Consider the following 18,351-nt stretch of genomic DNA (forward strand, 5'->3'; position numbering starts at 1 on the left):
ATCCGAATCATCAGACCATCCCGTAGATTTCCAGGATCGCCTTTGTATACTCTCCCGGCTTCTCATAAACGATCAGCGGACGCTCTACCGTGATTCTGGAGTTTCCACCCTTGCAGGCCTCGATCAATACCATATTTGGTTCTCTGTCTATGTACGGATACACAAGCTGCATGCGTTTCGGCTCCAGCTTGTATTTCATCAGCACCTGAAAAATCTCAGCAAGACGGAACGGACGGTGCACCATAAAAAAATGTCCCCTGTCCTTGAGTACTCTGGACGCCTGGCTGACAACATCCTCCAATGTGCAGAGCACCTCATGTCTCGCAATTGCTTTTGCCATATACGGATTACGCAGTCCATGCTCTCCGATCATATACGGAGGATTGCTTGTTACTACATCAAAAGAAGCTGCTCCAAAAATCCCAGCAGCCTCCTTAATATCTCCGCATACAATATCAATTGCAGATTCCAGACTATTGTACGCAACACTGCGTGCGGCCATATCTGCACATTCTTCCTGTATCTCCAGTCCTGTGAGATGTTCTCCCTTGCCTCTGCCTTTGAGCAGGATCGGAATGATCCCTGTGCCGGTTCCCATATCCAGGACCCTTGCATTCTTTCTGATCTTTGCAAAGCCGGACAAAAGAACCGCATCCATTCCGAAGCAGAACTTCTCTGGATTCTGAATTACATAAAATCCATTCTGCAGGTCATCGACCCGCTCTCCCGGATGTACCAGATCAGTTTGCGGATTTCTTTCCATGAAATTTTTTATCTCCTTCTCTGTCTTCGAGTTTTTCCAGTTCCTTCATTTCCTTCTCGGAAACTTTGACTTTTTTCTTACGGGGACGGAATTTCAGTTCATTTACCGGAAATTCCTGAATCTCCTTTTCGTCGTTTACTTCGACAACGACTTTGACTCTCTGGCGAAGAACATTTACATTCTGTACAGTTCCCTGAATTCCATCCGGAAGTGTGACAGTGTCCCCGATTCCCGGAAGTTTCTTATTCAGTTCCTCGTATGTTTCCTGTTCGTTCTTGAGACAGCACATCAGTCTGCCGCATACGCCGGAAATCTTGGTCTGGTTCAGTGAAAGGTTCTGTTCCTTCGCCATCTTGATAGATACCGGTGCAAACTCTGACAGATACGTGTGGCAACAGAGACTTCTGCCGCAGATTCCGATTCCTCCGAGGATCTTGGTCTCATCACGGACACCGATCTGTCTCAGCTCGATCCTTGTCTTGAAGATTGCCGCCAGATCCTTGACAAGCTGACGGAAATCGATTCTTCCATCTGCTGTAAAGTAAAACAATACCTTGTTGTTATCAAATGTATATTCTGCATCGATCAGCTTCATCTCCAGACCATGCTCACGGATCTTCTTCTGGCAGATCTTGAAGGCATCCTTCTCCTTGAGACGGTTCTGCTGCTCTCTGTCCTCATCTGCCTGAGTCGCTACTCTCAAGACTTCTTTGAGCGGATGAACAACCTCGTCCTCTCCAACTTCCTTCGGTCCAAGTACAACTCTGCCGAATTCTACTCCGCGGGCGGTCTCTACGATCACATGATCGCCCACCTGCATTTTATAATTCTTCGGATCAAAATAATATATTTTGCCGACATTTCTGAATCTGATTCCAACTATTTTTGTCATTCTATCTCTCCCTGATCGTCAGGAACAGAAGTTCAAGAGCAAGCTCGAAGTTTACATTTGCACGCAGACGTACCTTGGCCTTCTCCAGTGCTTCCAGTATCTTTTCGAGATTTTCATATGAACGCTGGCTCGCCTGTTCCTTTATATAATTAATTTCCTGCTTGAAGACCAGATTGTCTATTTCCCTTGTAGCTTTGAACATCAGAACATCACGGAACCAGAACTGAAAAATATCCAGATAGTCGCCTATATGCTGTTTCTCATCGGAAAGTTCGCGGATCACATCAGTCAGCTCATAAGTCTGCATCGTACTTACATACTTCAGGATCCTGAGAGCATTCTCTGTCATCTTGCCAAACTCTTCGGATGTTGCTGCCTCCTGTGCCTTGCCGATGCTTCCCTGTGCAAAAGATGCATCGATCTCTGCCTGATAATCCGGCACATGAAGACGTTCCATAAGATATTTCTTAACCAGATTGTCATCTACTACCTTGAGATCCAGTCTGACACAACGGGACTGGATCGTCGGAAGAAGTGCATCTGCATTGCTGGTCAGCAGCATGATGACTGCATATTCCGGTGGCTCCTCAATTGTCTTGAGAAGAGCATTCTGCGCCTGTACTGTCATCATCTCCGCATCCGGAACGATATAGATCTTGTGCGGACTGCAGTATGGTTTAATTGCTACATCGTGAATCAGCTGATCACGAATCTCATCTATCGAAATAGTTCCCGGCTTCTCATGGTTTACCATGATGATATCCGGATGATTCTTACCCAGGGCTTTCTTACAGGAATCACACTTCTGACATGGCTCCGTTCCCCCAGCCTCGCACTGAAGAGTCATTGCATAAGTCGTCGCAAGAAGTTTCTTACCTGATCCAGGTCTTCCGGTAAAAATATAGGAATGAGATACCTTTCCTGTCGTCATGGCATTCTTCAAATGCCTGATAATCTCCTCGTGCCCGATAATATTGTTGAAACTAACCATTCAGAATCACCTCTCTTGTTTCTGTATACGAATCTTTGTTCGCCATGCCTACATTATAGCATACTTTGTTACCCATTCAAAACTATTTTTGTCTATGAAAGGGAATTTATATATTTTATAATATTTTCGACACACAATTCTAAATTCTCATTAGCAAATCTTAATTTAATTCCTGCCTCCCGGATGTTTTCCTCCGAAAAGTCCTCCTGATCTGCCAGAAAACGTCTGCACATCTCTTCGTATTTCGGTTTCTCCTGCTCCCGCTCCCGAAGAAGTGCCCTCTGTAATCGCTCTCCGTCCTCTACTTCAATATAAACCGGGATCACATGTTCTTCCCCGTAATATTGCTTAAGTTTCTGATAAGATTCCAGTGTGCCGATTCCAAGATAGTTTCCCTCTGAGAGATCTACCTGTCCATCATCTGCTGTAAAATATGTCCAGATGCCATGAACAGTATGGTAGGCTCTGGCTTCGATCAGCTTTCCTGATTTCTTAAATTCCTCAAGTCTGCTGTCATCTGTAAAATAATACTGAACTCCATCCTGCTCTCCCGCGCGGATCGGTCTGGTCGTATACAGTACCAGTTTCTTCAGGTTCAGTTCTTTATTGCCTGCCAGTAAAGAATAGATCCGGTCCTTACCGGCGGCACTTTTTCCCATAATATAAAAAATCTTTCCCATGAAATATCAGATTTCCTGCTCCTTCGTAGTATTCTGGGCTACTACACGGATGGTCTCATTGGTATAGTCCTCCAGTCCCTGCAGATACAATCCCTCTTCCATGTATATTCTCATATTACGGATAAATTGTCCAGTAATCTGTTCTCCCGGTACGATCAGCGGGATTCCAGGCGGATAGAGATATCCAAACTCTGCCGATATCCGTCCGACACTTTCTTCCAGTTTGCGGATTTCACTCTCCGATTCCATTGCCTCCGTGATCGACATGAACTGGCTCAATGAAGTGTATGCTGTTCTTCCTGCCTTCGGTTCTTCTGCTTCTCTTTTTTCTTTTTTCTTCTGTGCTTCTTCCTGGTCGATCTCCTCGATTGCCTGGCAAAGTCTCTCAAAGCCTTCCTCACTGTCACCAACTGCTGCCAGTGCAAGCACATAATGCTCCGTTTCCATCTCCACCTGAATGTGATATTTCTCCAGAAGGATCTGTGCCAGTTCACTTCCCGTCATTGACGCATAGCGTGTAGAAAAAAGTAATTTGGAACGATCATAATCAAAAACTCCGGCCGTTCCGATCTCCGGTGAAACCAGGCGGATATACTTGCATTCTGAAAGCCTGCGTCTCGCCTTTTCGAGGATCTTTGTAAATTCACGGAACATCTCATTACCGTCGGAGGACATTTTTTCCATGCAGGCATCCATACTCGCCATAAGGATATACGACGGGCTGCTGCTCTGATAAATTCCCATAAATCTGCGGATCAGTCTGCTGTCCACGCGGTCACTGCAGTTATGGAGCACCGCAGTCTGCGTCATCGACGGAAGTGTCTTGTGGAAACTCTGGATAACCAGATCCGCTCCCAGTTCAGCTGCTGATGTCGGGAAATAATTTGAAAAGTGAAAATGTGCTCCATGTGCCTCATCCACGATCAGCGGAATCTCATATCTGTGTACGATCTCTGCAATCTTCTCAATATCTGATACCACCCCATCATACGTCGGCGATGTGAGAAGCACTGCCTTGATCTCCGGATTCTCCGCCAGTGCTCTTTCCACCTTATCCGGTGAAATTCCTCCGTTTATCCACCACTTTTGGTCCATCTGTGGATAGACATAAGTCGGGATCAGATTCCTCAGATACAGAGCATGATAGACAGCCTTGTGGCAGTTCCTCGCAACAAGGATCTGTCCCTTCCTCGGAACCGCTGCCGAAACAGCCGCAAGAAGTGCCGCTGTGCTGCCATTAACGCTGTAATAACATTCCTTCGTACCATACACATTCGCAGCAGTTTCCTGCGCTTTTTTCAGAATTCCTTCCGGATGATGAAGATTATCAAATCCCTCTATCTCTGTGATATCCCTGTCAAACGGCAGGTCTGTATTGACTGTGTCCGGATTTCTCTTGTGCCCCGGCATATGAAATGGATAATAATCTTCCTGGCTGTAAATTTCTAATGCTCTATATAATCTTTCCATAATTTTTATACCTTAAACCTGTAACCTACACCCCAGATGGTTTCAATATACTGCGGCTTGGCTGTGTTGAATTCAATCTTTTCACGGATTTTCTTGATATGAACGGTAACAGTTGCAATGTCGCCTACAGATTCCATATCCCAGATCTGACGGAACAGTTCCGCCTTGGTAAATACGCGGTTCGGATTCTCCGCAAGGAATGTAAGAAGATCAAATTCCTTGGTCGTAAATGTCTTCTCCTCCCCATTGATCCAGACTCTTCGCGCTGTCTTGTCGATCTTGATCCCACGGATCTCGATAATATCATTCTTGACAACATTTGATCCTACAAGTCTGTTATATCTTTCCATATGTGCCTTTACCCTGGCAACAAGTTCGCTTGGGCTGAACGGCTTGGTCATGTAATCATCTGCCCCAAGTCCCAGTCCACGGATCTTGTCAATATCGTCTTTCTTTGCCGAAACCATGATGATCGGGATATTCTTCTCCTCGCGCACCTGACGGCAGATATCAAATCCATCTACCTCAGGGAGCATCAGATCAAGTATGATCAGGTCGTATTCTTCTTTCAGAGCCTTCTCAAGCCCTACATCGCCTCTTGTGGCGATCTCAACATCAAATCCTGACAGTTCCAGATAATCTTTCTCCAGATCTGCAATTGCCTCTTCGTCTTCAATAATCAGTATTTTACTCATTTACAGGTACCTCCTGGTATTTTCTCAAAACAAAGTACATGATCGTGCCGATGTCCTCGCGGCTGGTTGCCCACACTTTACCTCCATGGTCCTCCAGGATCTTACGCACGATGGAAAGACCAATCCCACTGCCTCCCTTGGCAGAATTTCGCGAAACATCTGTCCGGTAAAAACGGTCAAAAATATATGGCAGATCTTTGGCTGCGATCCCCTTGCCATTATCTTCGATCTCAACCTGGACAAAATCACCGACATCCTTGACACGGATCTGTATGATGCCCTTCATTCCCTTGCCCTTGTCCATATATTTAATCGCATTGCTGATGATATTATGGATCACCCTTCGGATCTGCTCTCCATCTGCGATCACCTGCACATCACTGTCTACGTAGTTGGCATAGCAGAGCTGTATTCCTCTCGTTTCCAGTTCCAGTCCCACTTCCTCTGCACAGTCTGAAAAATAGTCCTCAACATTCAGTTTACTGAACGTATATGGAATGCGGTTTGTATCGATCTTGGAATAAAAAGTAAGCTCATTGATCAGATGATCCATCTCAACTGTTTTGTTATAAATAGTACGGACATAACGATCCATCTTTTCCGGGGTATCTGCCACTCCGTCCATGATACCCTCAACGTAGCCCTTAACGGCTGTGATCGGGGTCTTGAGATCATGAGAAATATTGCTGATCAGTTCTTTGTTTTCTTTGTCCAGGACAAGTTTTTCTTCTGCGGATTCCTTGAGCCGTCTCCTCATTTCCTCAAAATCACGACAAAGTTCCGCAAACTCATCCGCCCCTTCCACATCAAGAACAAAATCAAGATTTCCGTCTTTGATATTCTGCGTGGCCTTACGCAGCTTAACAAGTGGTGTGGCAACACTTCTGTAAATCCACAATCCTACGGACACACTCGTAAATATCAGGATGACCAGTGCCGTAAAAAAAAGATCCTTCGTCATGATCCGTAAGCCCGAACCGTCAACTCCGGTCTCTCCGATCGTAATATCATAATCTGCTTCCTGCACTGCTTCATTCTTAGATGTACTCCTGTGCTGCGCTTCGCTGAACCCGTATAAAGTAGCCGCCAGCAGCAGCATTGGAACTAATATGATCATCAGGAAACCGAGTATGATCCTCTGTTTTAATTTCATAACACATCCCCGCTTCTCTGTATAAAAATAAACGCACATATAACGAGTCTGTACCCGCTATATATGCGTTCATTATATCATATCACGATATTCCTATCTCTAAATTTTCTATAAAAACGGTGAAAAAACCGTGTCTTACAGATATTTCTTGAGATCGTCAACTTTATCCAGTTTTTCCCACGGAAGATCTACATCTGTACGTCCAAAATGTCCGTAAGCAGCTGTCTGTTTGTAGATCGGTCTTCTCAGGTCGAGCATACGGATGATTCCTGCCGGACGGAGATCAAAGTTCTCACGGATGATCTCAACAAGTCTGGTGTTGGAAAGTTTTCCTGTTCCAAATGTTTCTACATTGATGGAAGTCGGTTTTGCTACACCGATCGCATAGGAAAGCTGGATCTCGCACTTGTCAGCCAGTCCTGCTGCAACGATGTTCTTTGCAACATAACGTGCTGCATAAGCTGCGGAACGGTCAACCTTTGTGCAGTCTTTTCCTGAGAAAGCACCGCCGCCGTGACGTCCGGATCCACCGTAAGTATCAACGATGATTTTACGTCCTGTAAGTCCACTGTCACCGTGAGGTCCACCGATCACGAAACGTCCTGTCGGGTTGATGAAGTACTTGGTATCATCATCTACCATGTCTGTCGGGATGATCTCATCAAATACATATTTCTTGATGTCTTCGTGGATCTGCTCCTGTGTAACTTCCGGATCATGCTGTGTAGAGCATACAACTGCATCGATACGGATCGGTTTGCCTTCTTCACTGTATTCAACAGTTACCTGAGTTTTTCCGTCTGGTCTTAAGTATGGCAGAGTTCCGTCTTTGCGGACTTTTGTAAGCTGGCGAGCCAGTTTGTGTGCCATGTTGATCGCATATGGCATGTACTCTTCTGTTTCATTGGAAGCATATCCGAACTGGATTCCCTGGTCTCCGGCTCCGATCGCATCGATCTCGTCTTCTCCCATCTTAGCTTCCAGAGCTTTGTCTACGCCAAGAGCGATATCTGCTGACTGCTCATCGATTGCAGTGATGACTGCACATGTATCAGCATCAAATCCATATTTTCCACGGGTATAACCGATCTCTCTTACTGTATCTCTTACGATTTTCTGGATATCAACGTAAGCGCTTGTTGTGATCTCTCCCATAACAAGTACAAGACCTGTTGTTGTAGCGGTCTCGCATGCTACACGGCCCATCGGGTCTTTTTCCATGATCGCGTCAAGAATGGCATCGGAAATGGCATCGCACATTTTGTCCGGATGACCTTCAGTTACAGATTCGGATGTAAATAAAATCTTTTCTTTCTCCATGATTGGTTCCTTTCTTTTTTATCTGGTCTATTGATCAATAAGTTATCTGCGTACATAACAAAATAAGACAGCCCCAACAATAGGACTGTCTTGAATTTGATTTCAATCCTCTTATTGTTCGATCACTCGCTCAGGTTGGCACCTTCCTCTCAAGGGAGGGGTTGCCGTGGCTTCACAGATCCTTTGTATCTCCACCACTCTGAATAAAAGGCCGTTTATGAAGTTATCGCAGTACATACAATAAACTTATTTTATATACTTGTCAAGTATCTCGGATGACAAATTTTATCAACCTACGCGAAGACGGAATTTCTGAATTTCTTTCTCACTGGAAACTCTCTCGATCTCTGCGCCGAGACTTCTCAGTTTCTCTTCGAAATTCTCATATCCTCTCTGGATATAAACAATATCATCTACTACTGTGATTCCATCCGCTGCCAGACCTGCAATTACCAGAGCCGCTCCTGCACGGAGATCCGGTGCACTGACTCTTGCGCCTGTAAGCTTGCGGACACCATCAATAATAGCAGAATTTCCCTCAACTTTAATATTCGCTCCCATTCTGGAAAGCTCGTCCGCATATTTGAAACGGTTTTCAAAGATACTCTCTGTTACGATACTTGTTCCTTCTGCAAGGGCAAGTGTAACAGCGATCTGCGGCTGCATATCTGTCGGATATCCTGGATATGGAAGAGTCTTGACATGAGTGCGGTGAAGTCTCTTGCCTGCACGTACACGTACTGCATCATCAAATTCTTCAACCTCACATCCGATCTCTTCAAGTTTGGCAGTTGTTGCCTCAAGATGTTTCGGGATAACATTCTTAACTGTAACATCCCCGCCAGTTGCGGCAGCAGCAAACATAAAAGTTCCTGCCTCGATCTGGTCCGGAATGATAGAATACTCTGTACGATGAAGTTTCTCAACACCCTTGATACGGATAACATCAGTTCCCGCACCCTTGATGTTGGCTCCCATACTGTTCAGGAAGTTCGCAACGTCTACAACATGCGGCTCTCTCGCTGCATTCTCGATCGTAGTACGGCCAGATGCCATAGAAGCTGCCATCATAATGTTGATCGTCGCACCTACAGATACAACATCAAGGAAAATATGGCTTCCATGAAGGTTCTCTGTCTCTGCAACGATCGCACCATGAAGGATGTTCACATCTGCACCTAATGCACGAAATCCCTTCAGATGCTGATCGATTGGTCTGCTTCCGATGTTACATCCGCCCGGAAGCGGAACCTCAGCGTGTTTGTATTTGCCAAGTAATGCGCCAAGAAGATAATATGACGCACGGATTTTCTTAATATATTCATAATCTACACTGATATCGTTAATTGTAGATCCGTTAATCTTAACGGTAGACCTGTCAATTCGCTCAACCTGAGCTCCTATCCCGGCAATTGCTTCCAACAAAACATTGATGTCTCTTACGTCAGGCAGATTCTCAATAAGAATGGTTTCATCCGTCATGATCGCAGCAGAAAGAATAGCAAGCGCAGCGTTCTTCGCACCACCGATCTCAACTTCTCCTACTAACGGATTGCCACCTTTAATTACATACTGTTCCATAAAGCACCTCTATAATTATTTTCACTCCGCAAGTCGAAGCGAATGCCAGAGATAAATCTCATCCTCAAAGTCTGTATTATAACACAGATTTGCCATTTGTAAATAAAAATTTACTCTGTCCCCTTCCGCTTCATTGTCTTTTCAACAATAGTTACTTTGAATTCTCTTCTAGTATTTCCAAAAGATCGTGCAGACTTTCTTCCAAATCTTTCCCTTCTTCGTCCAGAACAACATCTGCATATTTCTCATATAATGGAGTTCGTTCTTCGTACAGATCCTTCAATGTCTGACCGTCCTTTAACAGTACGCCTCTGCACTGCAGATTGCCAAGGCGCTTTGCAAGGGAATCTAAAGATAATTTCAAATATACAACTGTTCCAATCGACCTCAGATGATTCATAGCCTCTTCACAGTACACTACGCTTCCGCCTGTCGCGATCACAGTATGGTTTACATCAATAGACGCATTGACACGGTTCTCAATTTCCTTGAATCCCATGTATCCTTCTTCTTCAATGATCTCACGCAGACGTCTTCTTTCCTGTTTCTGGATCAGAAGATCCGAATCAAGGAACTGATAGCCTAATACCTTTGCCAGTACAACGCCTATTGTGCTTTTGCCGACTCCAGGCATTCCTATCAATGTTATATTATTCATAAAATGTCCGTTCTCCTGTTTGATTTCTCACAAATTGCTTAACGCCCATTTTAGCATAAATGCCCTTGTTCTGCAATCCCTCTTTGGGAAGGCTCATTTTTTCGCACTTTTTCTCCGTTTTTTGACACTGTAGCCAAATGTGCCCAGTTTCTTTCCGATACCAAGATATTCTCCATGAGAATATACCATCGGACGTGCACGGTTAAGATCAAAGCGGTTGTTTTCGTCCATATACTCCTCATCCGCATGTACTGCAAGTACTTCCGCAAGAAACATATCATGAGATCCCAGTTTCTTAACTTCTGTAACACGGCATTCTATAGATACCGGAGATTCTTTGATCATAGGTGCTTTGACAAATTCTGCCTTTTCTCTTGTAAGTCCTGTTTCTTTGAATTTATCAACGTCTCTGCCAGAGCGGACACCACAGTAATCCGTAGCTCTGGTAAGTTTCTCTGTCGTCAGATTGATTACAAATTCTCCCGTTTCCATCAGCATATGATGGGAAAAACGGCTCGGACGAACAGAAATATAAACCATTGGAGGATTTGTGCAGATCGTACCTGTCCAGGCTACTGTTATAATATCATCCTGTCCTTTGCCATCTGTAACGCTCACCATAACCGCCGGGAGCGGATACAGCATATTCCCTGCTTTCCAGGTCTGTTTTGCCATGATTTACAAATCCTCCTGTCTGTCTTTTGCTTTTGTTTTATGCATAATCACCGGACATCTGTGCTGCTTCCATCAGCGGCGGGATCAGCTGTTTCTTACGTGAAACTACACCTTCGAGATAGAATGCGTCGTTTTCCGGCTCCATCTTAAATGCATTTTCTGCCATTTCACGGCTTCCCTCTCCATAAAACAGCAGTTCCGTTGACTGTGTTATAATATCCGTCAGCATGAAGTAAACTCTGGTGACACCATGGCGTCCGCATTCGCTTACCATGAACGGCAGCAGTCTTTCTTTGATCTCTTTGAGTTCTTCTGAATCCATAGAACTGATCTGTCCAACGCCAAAGCAGATATCACCTTCTGCAATAAATTTCTTGTAATCCTGATAAAAGATTTCTTCCGGTGATTTATCCTTGAGGTTGCTTCCTGCACGGAACATTTCCTTCGCAAACTGCTCAATGGAAATATCTGCGATCAGTGCCAGTGCTCCTGCTGCCATCTTATCCTGCAGTGTGCAGGTCGGTGAACGGAACATCAGCGTATCTGAAATGATCGCTGCGCACAGAAGTCCTGCAATCTTAGGCGAGATCTCAAGTTTCTGTTCGCCATAGATCTGATACATGATCGTTCCGGTACATCCCACCGGCTGGTTACGGAAGCTGATCGGCTGAACCGTCTGCAGTGTTCCAAGTTTATGATGGTCAATGATCTCAAGAATGTCAGCTTTCTCAATATTATCTACTGCCTGATCGATCTCATTATGGTCTACAAGAACTACCTGCTTCTTGTGCATGCCCAGGAAATTACGTCTGGATATGGTACCGATACATTTGCCCTTCTTGTTGATGACCGGGAATGCACGATGACGGTGCTTGATCATGACATCCTGGATATCATCTGTAAAATCTTCGGTATTAAAAGTTACAAGATTTTCTGTTTTCATGATATATCTGACCGGAATACTCTGGTTGATCAGTCGCGCGATCGTAAAGGTATCATACGGGGAAGAAATAATGATGATATCCTTCTCATGTGCGAGTTTCATAACATTCTCTGATACCTGGATTCCAAGTCCCACGATAATACAGCTTACATTCTGGGAAATCGCCTGAAGATGATCCTCTTCTCTGTCTCCCATGATGATCATATCATCTTCTTCGATATATTCTTTCATTTTATCCGGGTTGGCAGTTCCTACCATAACTCTTCCCTTGATAAAATATCCATGAGGATTTCCCTCGATCACTTCTCCGTCGATCGTCTCTGCGATCTTCTGATACTGTGTTCTTGCTCTGGAAAGAAGATAGCTGTCAGTCGTATCCATATAGGTCTTCGCAATATCACCGATCGTGATCAGACCTTCCAGGGCACCTTCTTTATCTCTGATTGGAAGAGAAACAATGCTGTTCTCCTGCATGATATCCCATGCAGCTTTCAGCGACATTCCCTTGTCTGCATCCGGGCTCATACGGATATCCATGTCCTTGACCTGGGTTCCGATATTACTCAGATATCCCGGCGGCTGAACTCCAAAACGGCTCAGCACATACTCTGTCTCCTCATTGATCTGTCCTGCGCGCTTCGGAATAAATTTCTGGTGCTGGCTTGTCCTGTTTTTGATGTCGCAGTATGCAATTGCCGAGCAGATAGAATCTGTATCCGGATTTTTATGTCCTATAACAAAAATTTTTTCCTGATTTTTCATTCCAGCCGTCCTTTCAATCCAGTTTGATATTTGCAAAGAGAGAGCCCAGTGTAGTGGTTGCCTCTTCTCCTGCATCTGGTACTTCATAAACTTCTTCTTCGATTTCCTTCGCCATCATATCAGATGCTTCCTTAATGCTGAGACTGAGCTTTCCGTCCTTGATCGCAGTGACTTTGACTTTGACCTTGTCTCCTACAGCAAGAACCTCTGACGGTTTCTTGATCCTCTTCTCGCAGATCTGAGAAATATGCACCAGACCGGAAAGTCCGTTTCCAAGATCTACAAATGCACCATATGGCTGAAGGCTCTCTACTGTTCCCTCGGTGATAAGCCCGATCTCAAGGTTTGAAACTTTGTTTCTGCGTTCTTCTTCTGCCTTCTCACGGAGAATTTCCTTAGCAGAAAGAATCAGTTTCTTACTTTCTTTATCAACGTCGATGACCTGTACCTGGATCGGTTTGTTCAGATATGCCTCTGTATCCTCAACATATCCAAGAGCAAGTTTGGATGCCGGGATAAAACCTCTGACACCTTCTACATAAGCGATAACGCCTGCGTTTGTGATTCCTTTTACTACAACATCCAGAACCTCTCCAGATTCCTTTAATTCCTTAAGTTTATCCCATGCAAGGACATCAACTGCCTCTACCCTTGAGAGCAGGATATTTCCATTTCCGTCATCTTTACGGATCACGGTAGCCTGAATCTCGTCCCCTTCCTGGACATTTTCTTTGAGGTTAAATCCTGGCTCTCTGCTGAAATTCTCTGCCGGGATCACACCTTCTGCATAATATTTAAGATCGAGGATCACTTCTTTTTCATCCACACTGATCACAGTTCCTGTGAGAATGTCGCCTTCCTCGATCGTTTTCATGGAAGCTTCCAGTTCTTTTTCATAATCTTTCATTGACTCAGACATGATCTGCAATTCTCCTCTCATATAAAAATCTATCTATATCGTCTATACTTTTGATCATTTTACTATAGTTAGTCTCATTATAGCATATTTTATATGCAGGAGGAAATAAAAAAAGTCCCCAAAAAGGGACTCAATAAACGAGGAGTGCCCCGGCAGTGGTTTACCGGGGCGATTATTATGAAAAAATTTATGTGTAATGAAGAACATTACAACGTCTGTTAGTGAAGTTCTCTTCGAACTGTACTTATAATAACAGTCGATTATGAACTTTTTATGAACAAACGATGAAGTTTCCGTATATTTGCACAATTTTATTTCTGTATATTCATTTTTTTTATTCAAATATACTATAAATTTCTGACTCCTCTATTTTTTATCCTGTGTGTTTTTCACAAACGTACTAGTGTCTTTCCTGTGAGGTCAGTTAAGGATGCTTCTGGCAAAATCGACCAGTTTGCCAATGATTCCTTTGACATCTTCTTTGGTGATCCCAAGCTCATCCAGCTTGTTATAAACCTTATTTACCTGACTTCTCAGCTGGTTCTCATCCAGATCTGTATTCTTGAATTTATCATATAACTGGATCAGAGTCTGTTTCTCAGAATCGGAAAGTGTAATTCCCGCACTTTCTGCTGCCACATCAAGAGCTGAGCCGATCTCATCATTTGTTACATCTACCTGACCGAGAATTTCCTTAGCCTGAACGATCAGATCCACTACCTTGTCCGGATCGGACAGAAGTTCATCCACTCCGTTATCCTGAAGGATCTCTACGGCCTGGTCAACCACATCTGAGCTGTCCTGTGCGTAGACCATCGCCGGTGTTGTACATGCAAGAGCCCCTGCAAGTACCAGTGCACTGATTTTTTTGTTTATTTTCATTGTAATTACCTCCTGAATTCATGCATTCTCATGTATCAGCCTGAATTTCACACCTGTTTCGATGCTTTTTCTCTCAGGCGAGCCCATTATACCACAGTTTTTCGGCTATGCTGTAAAAATTTTTTATCTGGCTGTCATTCATAAAACTTTTGACCTTTGTTCACTGTTTTTTCATAAGTTCAACACGATTCCATCATATTTTCTGGCTATACTAAGACCATAAAAATAATACAGCCAACATTATTTTTATAATTTTCTTTTTCATATGTTGATAGCCTGAAATGGTTATCAACTCTCCTTCCTTTTAAATTTAATAAATAATAAAAAGCATCCGACCAGCCACCGGATGCTTTTTATTTGCTTATTTATTTAATTTCGAAAATGTATCTGACAGTCTGGCAAACTGTTCCAGCGTCAGTGCTTCCCCTCTGATATTCAACGGAAGTCCACATTCTTTGATCGCAGCTTCTACCTCTTCCTTGGAATACGGCAGTTCCTGTGAATTCTTAAGACTGTTTGACAGAGTTTTTCTTCTCTGGTTAAAAGATGCACGAATCAGACGGAACATTAATTTCTCATCCAGCGTTGTTACCGGCGGATTCTGATGTCTCGTCAGGCGGATCACCGCACTTCCAACCTTCGGCCGCGGCATAAAGCAATTCGGCGGTACATTTGCAACGATCTTTGGTTCTGCATAATACTGTACAGCCAGTGAAAGTGCCCCGTAATCCTTGGAACCAGGACCTGTCTGCATTCTGTCTGCCACTTCTTTCTGTACCATTACCGTGATCGAATCTACTGGAACATGGCTTTCGAATAAGCCCATAATGATCGGTGTCGTAATGTAATATGGCAGATTTGCAACGACCTTGATCGGACGCCCCTGATTCTTCTCATCTGCGATCTTACGGATATCTGTCTTGAGGATATCTCCGTGAAGAACGGTTACATTGTCCCATTCCTTAAGTGTATCCTTAAGGATCGGAATCAGTGCATCGTCAATCTCAACTGCTGTTACTTCTCTTGCTGCCTCTGCAAGATACTGTGTCATCGTTCCGATTCCCGGTCCGATCTCCAGTACAAAATCATCTTTGGTGATCTCGGAAGCTTCGATGATACGCTCCAGAACATGGGTATCGATCAGAAAATTCTGACCAAACCTTTTCTGGAATACAAAACCGTACTTTTGAAGGACTTCAATGGTATATTTAGGATTTCCAAGATAAGGTCTGGCCATATTTTCTCCTCTCACTAATTAAAATCTTTCTCGTAAAGTACCAGGTATCCATCCTGATTTACTTTTTTCTTGGAGATCAGTTTACGAAGACCTCCTCTTGATTTGGCGATCGCACTGTCAATGATGTCCTTGACCGCACCGATATTCATCGGCTGATCTTCCTTCTGGCTTGTGCTGATCAGGTTATACAGCGACAGCATTGCCATCTGGTCGATGGTGTATCCGTTCTCTCTTGTGTAGATTTTCGCAAAATTAACAAGTTCATCGTTGGTAAATACCGGAATATTGATCATAGATGTAAACTTGGATGTAAATTTCGGGAATCTTGCGATCAGTTTACGCATTCCGATCTTTTCATCCTCAATGATCACGATCAGTCCGTCAGTCCGGAACTCCATTGCCTTATTCAACTGATTAACTGTTTCTTTTGCCAGCTGATTGGCGTTTTCGATAACCAGGAAACCGCCTGACATCTTACGAACAATCTCTGCTACATTCTTGCCATTGATCTGATCCGCAAATACATAGGCAACCTTGGATGCCTCCAGGTTCAGTTCCTTGCAGATCGCCGGGATCAGTCCTGAGATCAGTCTTGTCTTTCCTGTCTCACGGCCACCCATCACAATAATATTTCCTGTCTTTGAAGTCTTGTCAGAAGCACAGATCTGCGCATCATAAAGTGCATCCACGATCTGTTCCCTTAAGCCCGGAACTTTCGCAAAGTAGGTAAAGAGTTTCTCCTCATCTGCGGTCATCTTCTTTTCTCTCGGAATGATATCCCTGACTTTGCGTTTCGGCTCAACAGTATAGAGAAGCTGCTCCATGTCGTCATCTTCCGGTTCCTGCTGTTTTGCTTTCCTGCCGGATTTTCTGAGAGTTGGTTTCTTTTCAGGAGTCTTGGCTGCTTTTACAGTATCCTCATACTGATCTGCAAGGAATTCTTCTTCCTCAAGATCACTGATATCCTCATCTTCGTAGCCGTCTTCCTCACCGAAATCTTCATCAGAGTCATCTTCCATCTTATAAGAATCCAGATCATCATAAATTTCGTCTTCCGAATCCTGCTTCTTGACAGGTCCGTTCAGGAATTCTTCTTCTGCACTGCGAAGATCCTCTTCAGACATATAATCCTCAGCATCCTCTTCTGCAGTATTTACTTCCTGAACCGGTTCTTCTTTCACTATCGGTTCATCCGGAATTTCAATTCCCTGTGCAGTTGCTGCTGCAAGAATCGTATCTTCCAGATTAAATTCAAAATCAGGTGTCTCCTCAGAATCTTCTGCTCCCGGAAGACAGATATCCGGTGCTTTCGGAATTTCTGTATGTAATGGATTTTCCATTCCAACATTCTTCATTGCTTCCGGGATCTCAAGTTCAGGAAGTTTTGTCTTCTCTTCCTCTGCCGAATCAACAAAGTCATCCTCTGTCTCCAGCGGTTTCACTTCTTCTTCTGGAATTTCAACCTCTTCGATTTCCGGTTCTTCTTCAGCTTCCGGAAGCTCCTCTGCTTCTTCAGCATCTGTTTCCTCAGATTCGATCACTACATCCGGAAGTTCTTCTTCACTGACTTCCTCAGTTACTTCTTCCGGTGTCTCTTCCTGTTCATCCTTGATCTCCTGATTTGTAACTTCTTCTATCTTCTCCTCGATCGTGCTGAAAATAGAAGTTCCAGGTGTTGCCGGAGGCGGGATCACTGCATCTTCCGGTTCAAGTTCCGGTACATTTGTCGGTTCTGCTTCTGAAGAAATATCCTTGATCATTTCTTCCGGAACCTCCTCAGCAGGTGCTTCCTCCTCTTCCTTCATAAATTCCTCTTCGGATTCTTTTTTCTTTCCTGTAAAGATATCGCGGATTCCCTTGGAGATTTTTTCCTGAAGGCTTTCTGCTCCATTAACATCACGCTCATCAATATCTACGCTGTCGATCACAGGTGCATCATCATCTGCTGCCGGTGCTGCTTCTGCCCGTGGTTCTTTCGCTTCTCCATCCTGAACCTCTTCTTTATTCTCAGCGGAATCCTCCACTGTCTTGAGATTCGGAATAAACTGTTTATCGTATTTTTCTTTTTCTTTACCACTCAGCATTCCCATACGACTCTTAAGATCCAGGGCTTTCATGACATACTTACCATCACTGAACCAGAGAACCATTTCATCACAGAGATCCAGGCATTTCTTGGTATCTCCATTCTGATAATATAATTTAGCCAGCTCGTATGACCATCTCTCTGTGAATTCTTTCTCTTTGTAATCCTCGAGAATTCTGATCTGCTCTTCGAGCGGAGCCTGTTCTGCTTTGCGGATTTTATATTTTAATACATACTGTGTACTGTCATTAGGGGCAACTTCCAGGAATTCATCATAATATTCCATTGCCTCATCAATATCCTTCATCTTGAGGGATACTTCGATTAATCGATACAAAATATTTCTGCCAATAGGAGCTCTGTGATAAGCCAGAAGGAAAATCTCCCTGCTGTCGTCATACCGCTTGTTTGCTGCATAGATCTCACCAACAACACAAAGGGTATGAACATTCTTTACACGACGCCAGTCAATACTGTCTACAACTTCCATGGCATCCTTGTAGTTCTTCTTCTCTACAAGGCGGTTAATTTCTTCAAGTTTGATCCGAAATTCCTCTTTGTCCAATATATTCACCAACTTTCCAAGATTATGAACAGTGTAACATACACTAATATCCTTGTCAAAACTGTTTCTTACGTTTTCT

The 18,351-nt window shown here is 43.9% G+C and carries 16 protein-coding genes and 1 riboswitch; all 16 genes read right to left on the reverse strand.

Annotated elements, in window-relative coordinates; all coding sequences use genetic code 11:
* Window positions 1-10 precede the first annotated feature (10 nt).
* The 16 genes from DXC01_RS06050 to DXC01_RS06125 all read right to left on the reverse strand — a co-directional run bounded on the left by DXC01_RS06050 (window position 11) and on the right by DXC01_RS06125 (window position 18,281).
* A complete protein-coding gene (locus tag DXC01_RS06050; RefSeq protein ID WP_022213291.1) occupies window positions 11-763 on the reverse strand; it encodes a tRNA1(Val) (adenine(37)-N6)-methyltransferase in 753 nt (250 codons plus the stop codon).
* Window positions 741-1,655 (reverse strand): PSP1 domain-containing protein, encoded by a 915-nt coding sequence (locus tag DXC01_RS06055; protein WP_118698513.1) that lies wholly within the window; start codon window positions 1,653-1,655, stop codon window positions 741-743. Before DXC01_RS06055 ends, DXC01_RS06050 begins: the two co-directional genes overlap by 23 nt.
* A gap of 1 nt (window position 1,656) precedes the next feature.
* On the reverse strand, window positions 1,657-2,646 hold the full coding sequence (locus DXC01_RS06060; RefSeq protein WP_022213289.1) for a DNA polymerase III subunit: 990 nt from the start codon (window positions 2,644-2,646) through the stop codon (window positions 1,657-1,659).
* A gap of 92 nt (window positions 2,647-2,738) precedes the next feature.
* Complete coding sequence (locus DXC01_RS06065) at window positions 2,739-3,326, reverse strand: hypothetical protein (protein ID WP_022213288.1); 588 nt, start codon at window positions 3,324-3,326, stop codon at window positions 2,739-2,741.
* Window positions 3,327-3,332: 6 nt separating this feature from the next.
* Entirely contained in the window at window positions 3,333-4,796 is a 1,464-nt protein-coding gene (locus DXC01_RS06070; RefSeq protein WP_022213287.1) for an aminotransferase class I/II-fold pyridoxal phosphate-dependent enzyme, read from the reverse strand.
* A 5-nt stretch (window positions 4,797-4,801) separates the two neighbouring features.
* A complete protein-coding gene (locus DXC01_RS06075) occupies window positions 4,802-5,491 on the reverse strand; it encodes a response regulator transcription factor (RefSeq protein ID WP_022213286.1) in 690 nt (229 codons plus the stop codon).
* Entirely contained in the window at window positions 5,484-6,644 is a 1,161-nt protein-coding gene (locus tag DXC01_RS06080; protein ID WP_022213285.1) for a sensor histidine kinase, read from the reverse strand. Before DXC01_RS06080 ends, DXC01_RS06075 begins: the two co-directional genes overlap by 8 nt.
* 135 nt (window positions 6,645-6,779) lie before the next feature.
* Window positions 6,780-7,964, reverse strand: coding sequence for a methionine adenosyltransferase (gene metK, locus DXC01_RS06085; protein ID WP_022213284.1), 1,185 nt, complete (start codon window positions 7,962-7,964; stop codon window positions 6,780-6,782).
* Window positions 7,965-8,072: 108 nt separating this feature from the next.
* A riboswitch (SAM riboswitch) is annotated at window positions 8,073-8,174 on the reverse strand.
* Between the two features lie 78 nt (window positions 8,175-8,252).
* Entirely contained in the window at window positions 8,253-9,545 is a 1,293-nt protein-coding gene (locus DXC01_RS06090; RefSeq protein WP_022213309.1) for a UDP-N-acetylglucosamine 1-carboxyvinyltransferase, read from the reverse strand.
* A 151-nt stretch (window positions 9,546-9,696) separates the two neighbouring features.
* Window positions 9,697-10,203, reverse strand: coding sequence for a shikimate kinase (locus tag DXC01_RS06095; RefSeq protein WP_022213310.1), 507 nt, complete (start codon window positions 10,201-10,203; stop codon window positions 9,697-9,699).
* Window positions 10,204-10,296: 93 nt separating this feature from the next.
* A complete protein-coding gene (locus DXC01_RS06100) occupies window positions 10,297-10,878 on the reverse strand; it encodes a flavin reductase family protein (RefSeq protein ID WP_118252505.1) in 582 nt (193 codons plus the stop codon).
* A gap of 37 nt (window positions 10,879-10,915) precedes the next feature.
* Entirely contained in the window at window positions 10,916-12,583 is a 1,668-nt protein-coding gene (locus DXC01_RS06105; RefSeq protein WP_022213313.1) for a putative manganese-dependent inorganic diphosphatase, read from the reverse strand.
* 13 nt (window positions 12,584-12,596) lie between these two features.
* Window positions 12,597-13,502, reverse strand: coding sequence for a S1 RNA-binding domain-containing protein (locus DXC01_RS06110; RefSeq protein ID WP_118698514.1), 906 nt, complete (start codon window positions 13,500-13,502; stop codon window positions 12,597-12,599).
* Window positions 13,503-13,922: 420 nt separating this feature from the next.
* Complete coding sequence (locus tag DXC01_RS06115; RefSeq protein WP_118698515.1) at window positions 13,923-14,384, reverse strand: DUF1002 domain-containing protein; 462 nt, start codon at window positions 14,382-14,384, stop codon at window positions 13,923-13,925.
* 361 nt (window positions 14,385-14,745) lie between these two features.
* A complete protein-coding gene (gene rsmA / locus DXC01_RS06120; RefSeq protein WP_118698516.1) occupies window positions 14,746-15,621 on the reverse strand; it encodes a 16S rRNA (adenine(1518)-N(6)/adenine(1519)-N(6))-dimethyltransferase RsmA in 876 nt (291 codons plus the stop codon).
* A gap of 14 nt (window positions 15,622-15,635) precedes the next feature.
* Window positions 15,636-18,281: a hypothetical protein gene (locus DXC01_RS06125; RefSeq protein WP_243111560.1), complete on the reverse strand. Its 2,646-nt coding sequence runs from the start codon at window positions 18,279-18,281 to the stop codon at window positions 15,636-15,638.
* Between the last annotated feature and the right edge of the window lie 70 nt (window positions 18,282-18,351).

It is taken from the genome of Blautia sp. OM07-19, assembly GCF_003481595.1.
Lineage (GTDB): Bacteria > Bacillota > Clostridia > Lachnospirales > Lachnospiraceae > Blautia_A > Blautia_A intestinihominis.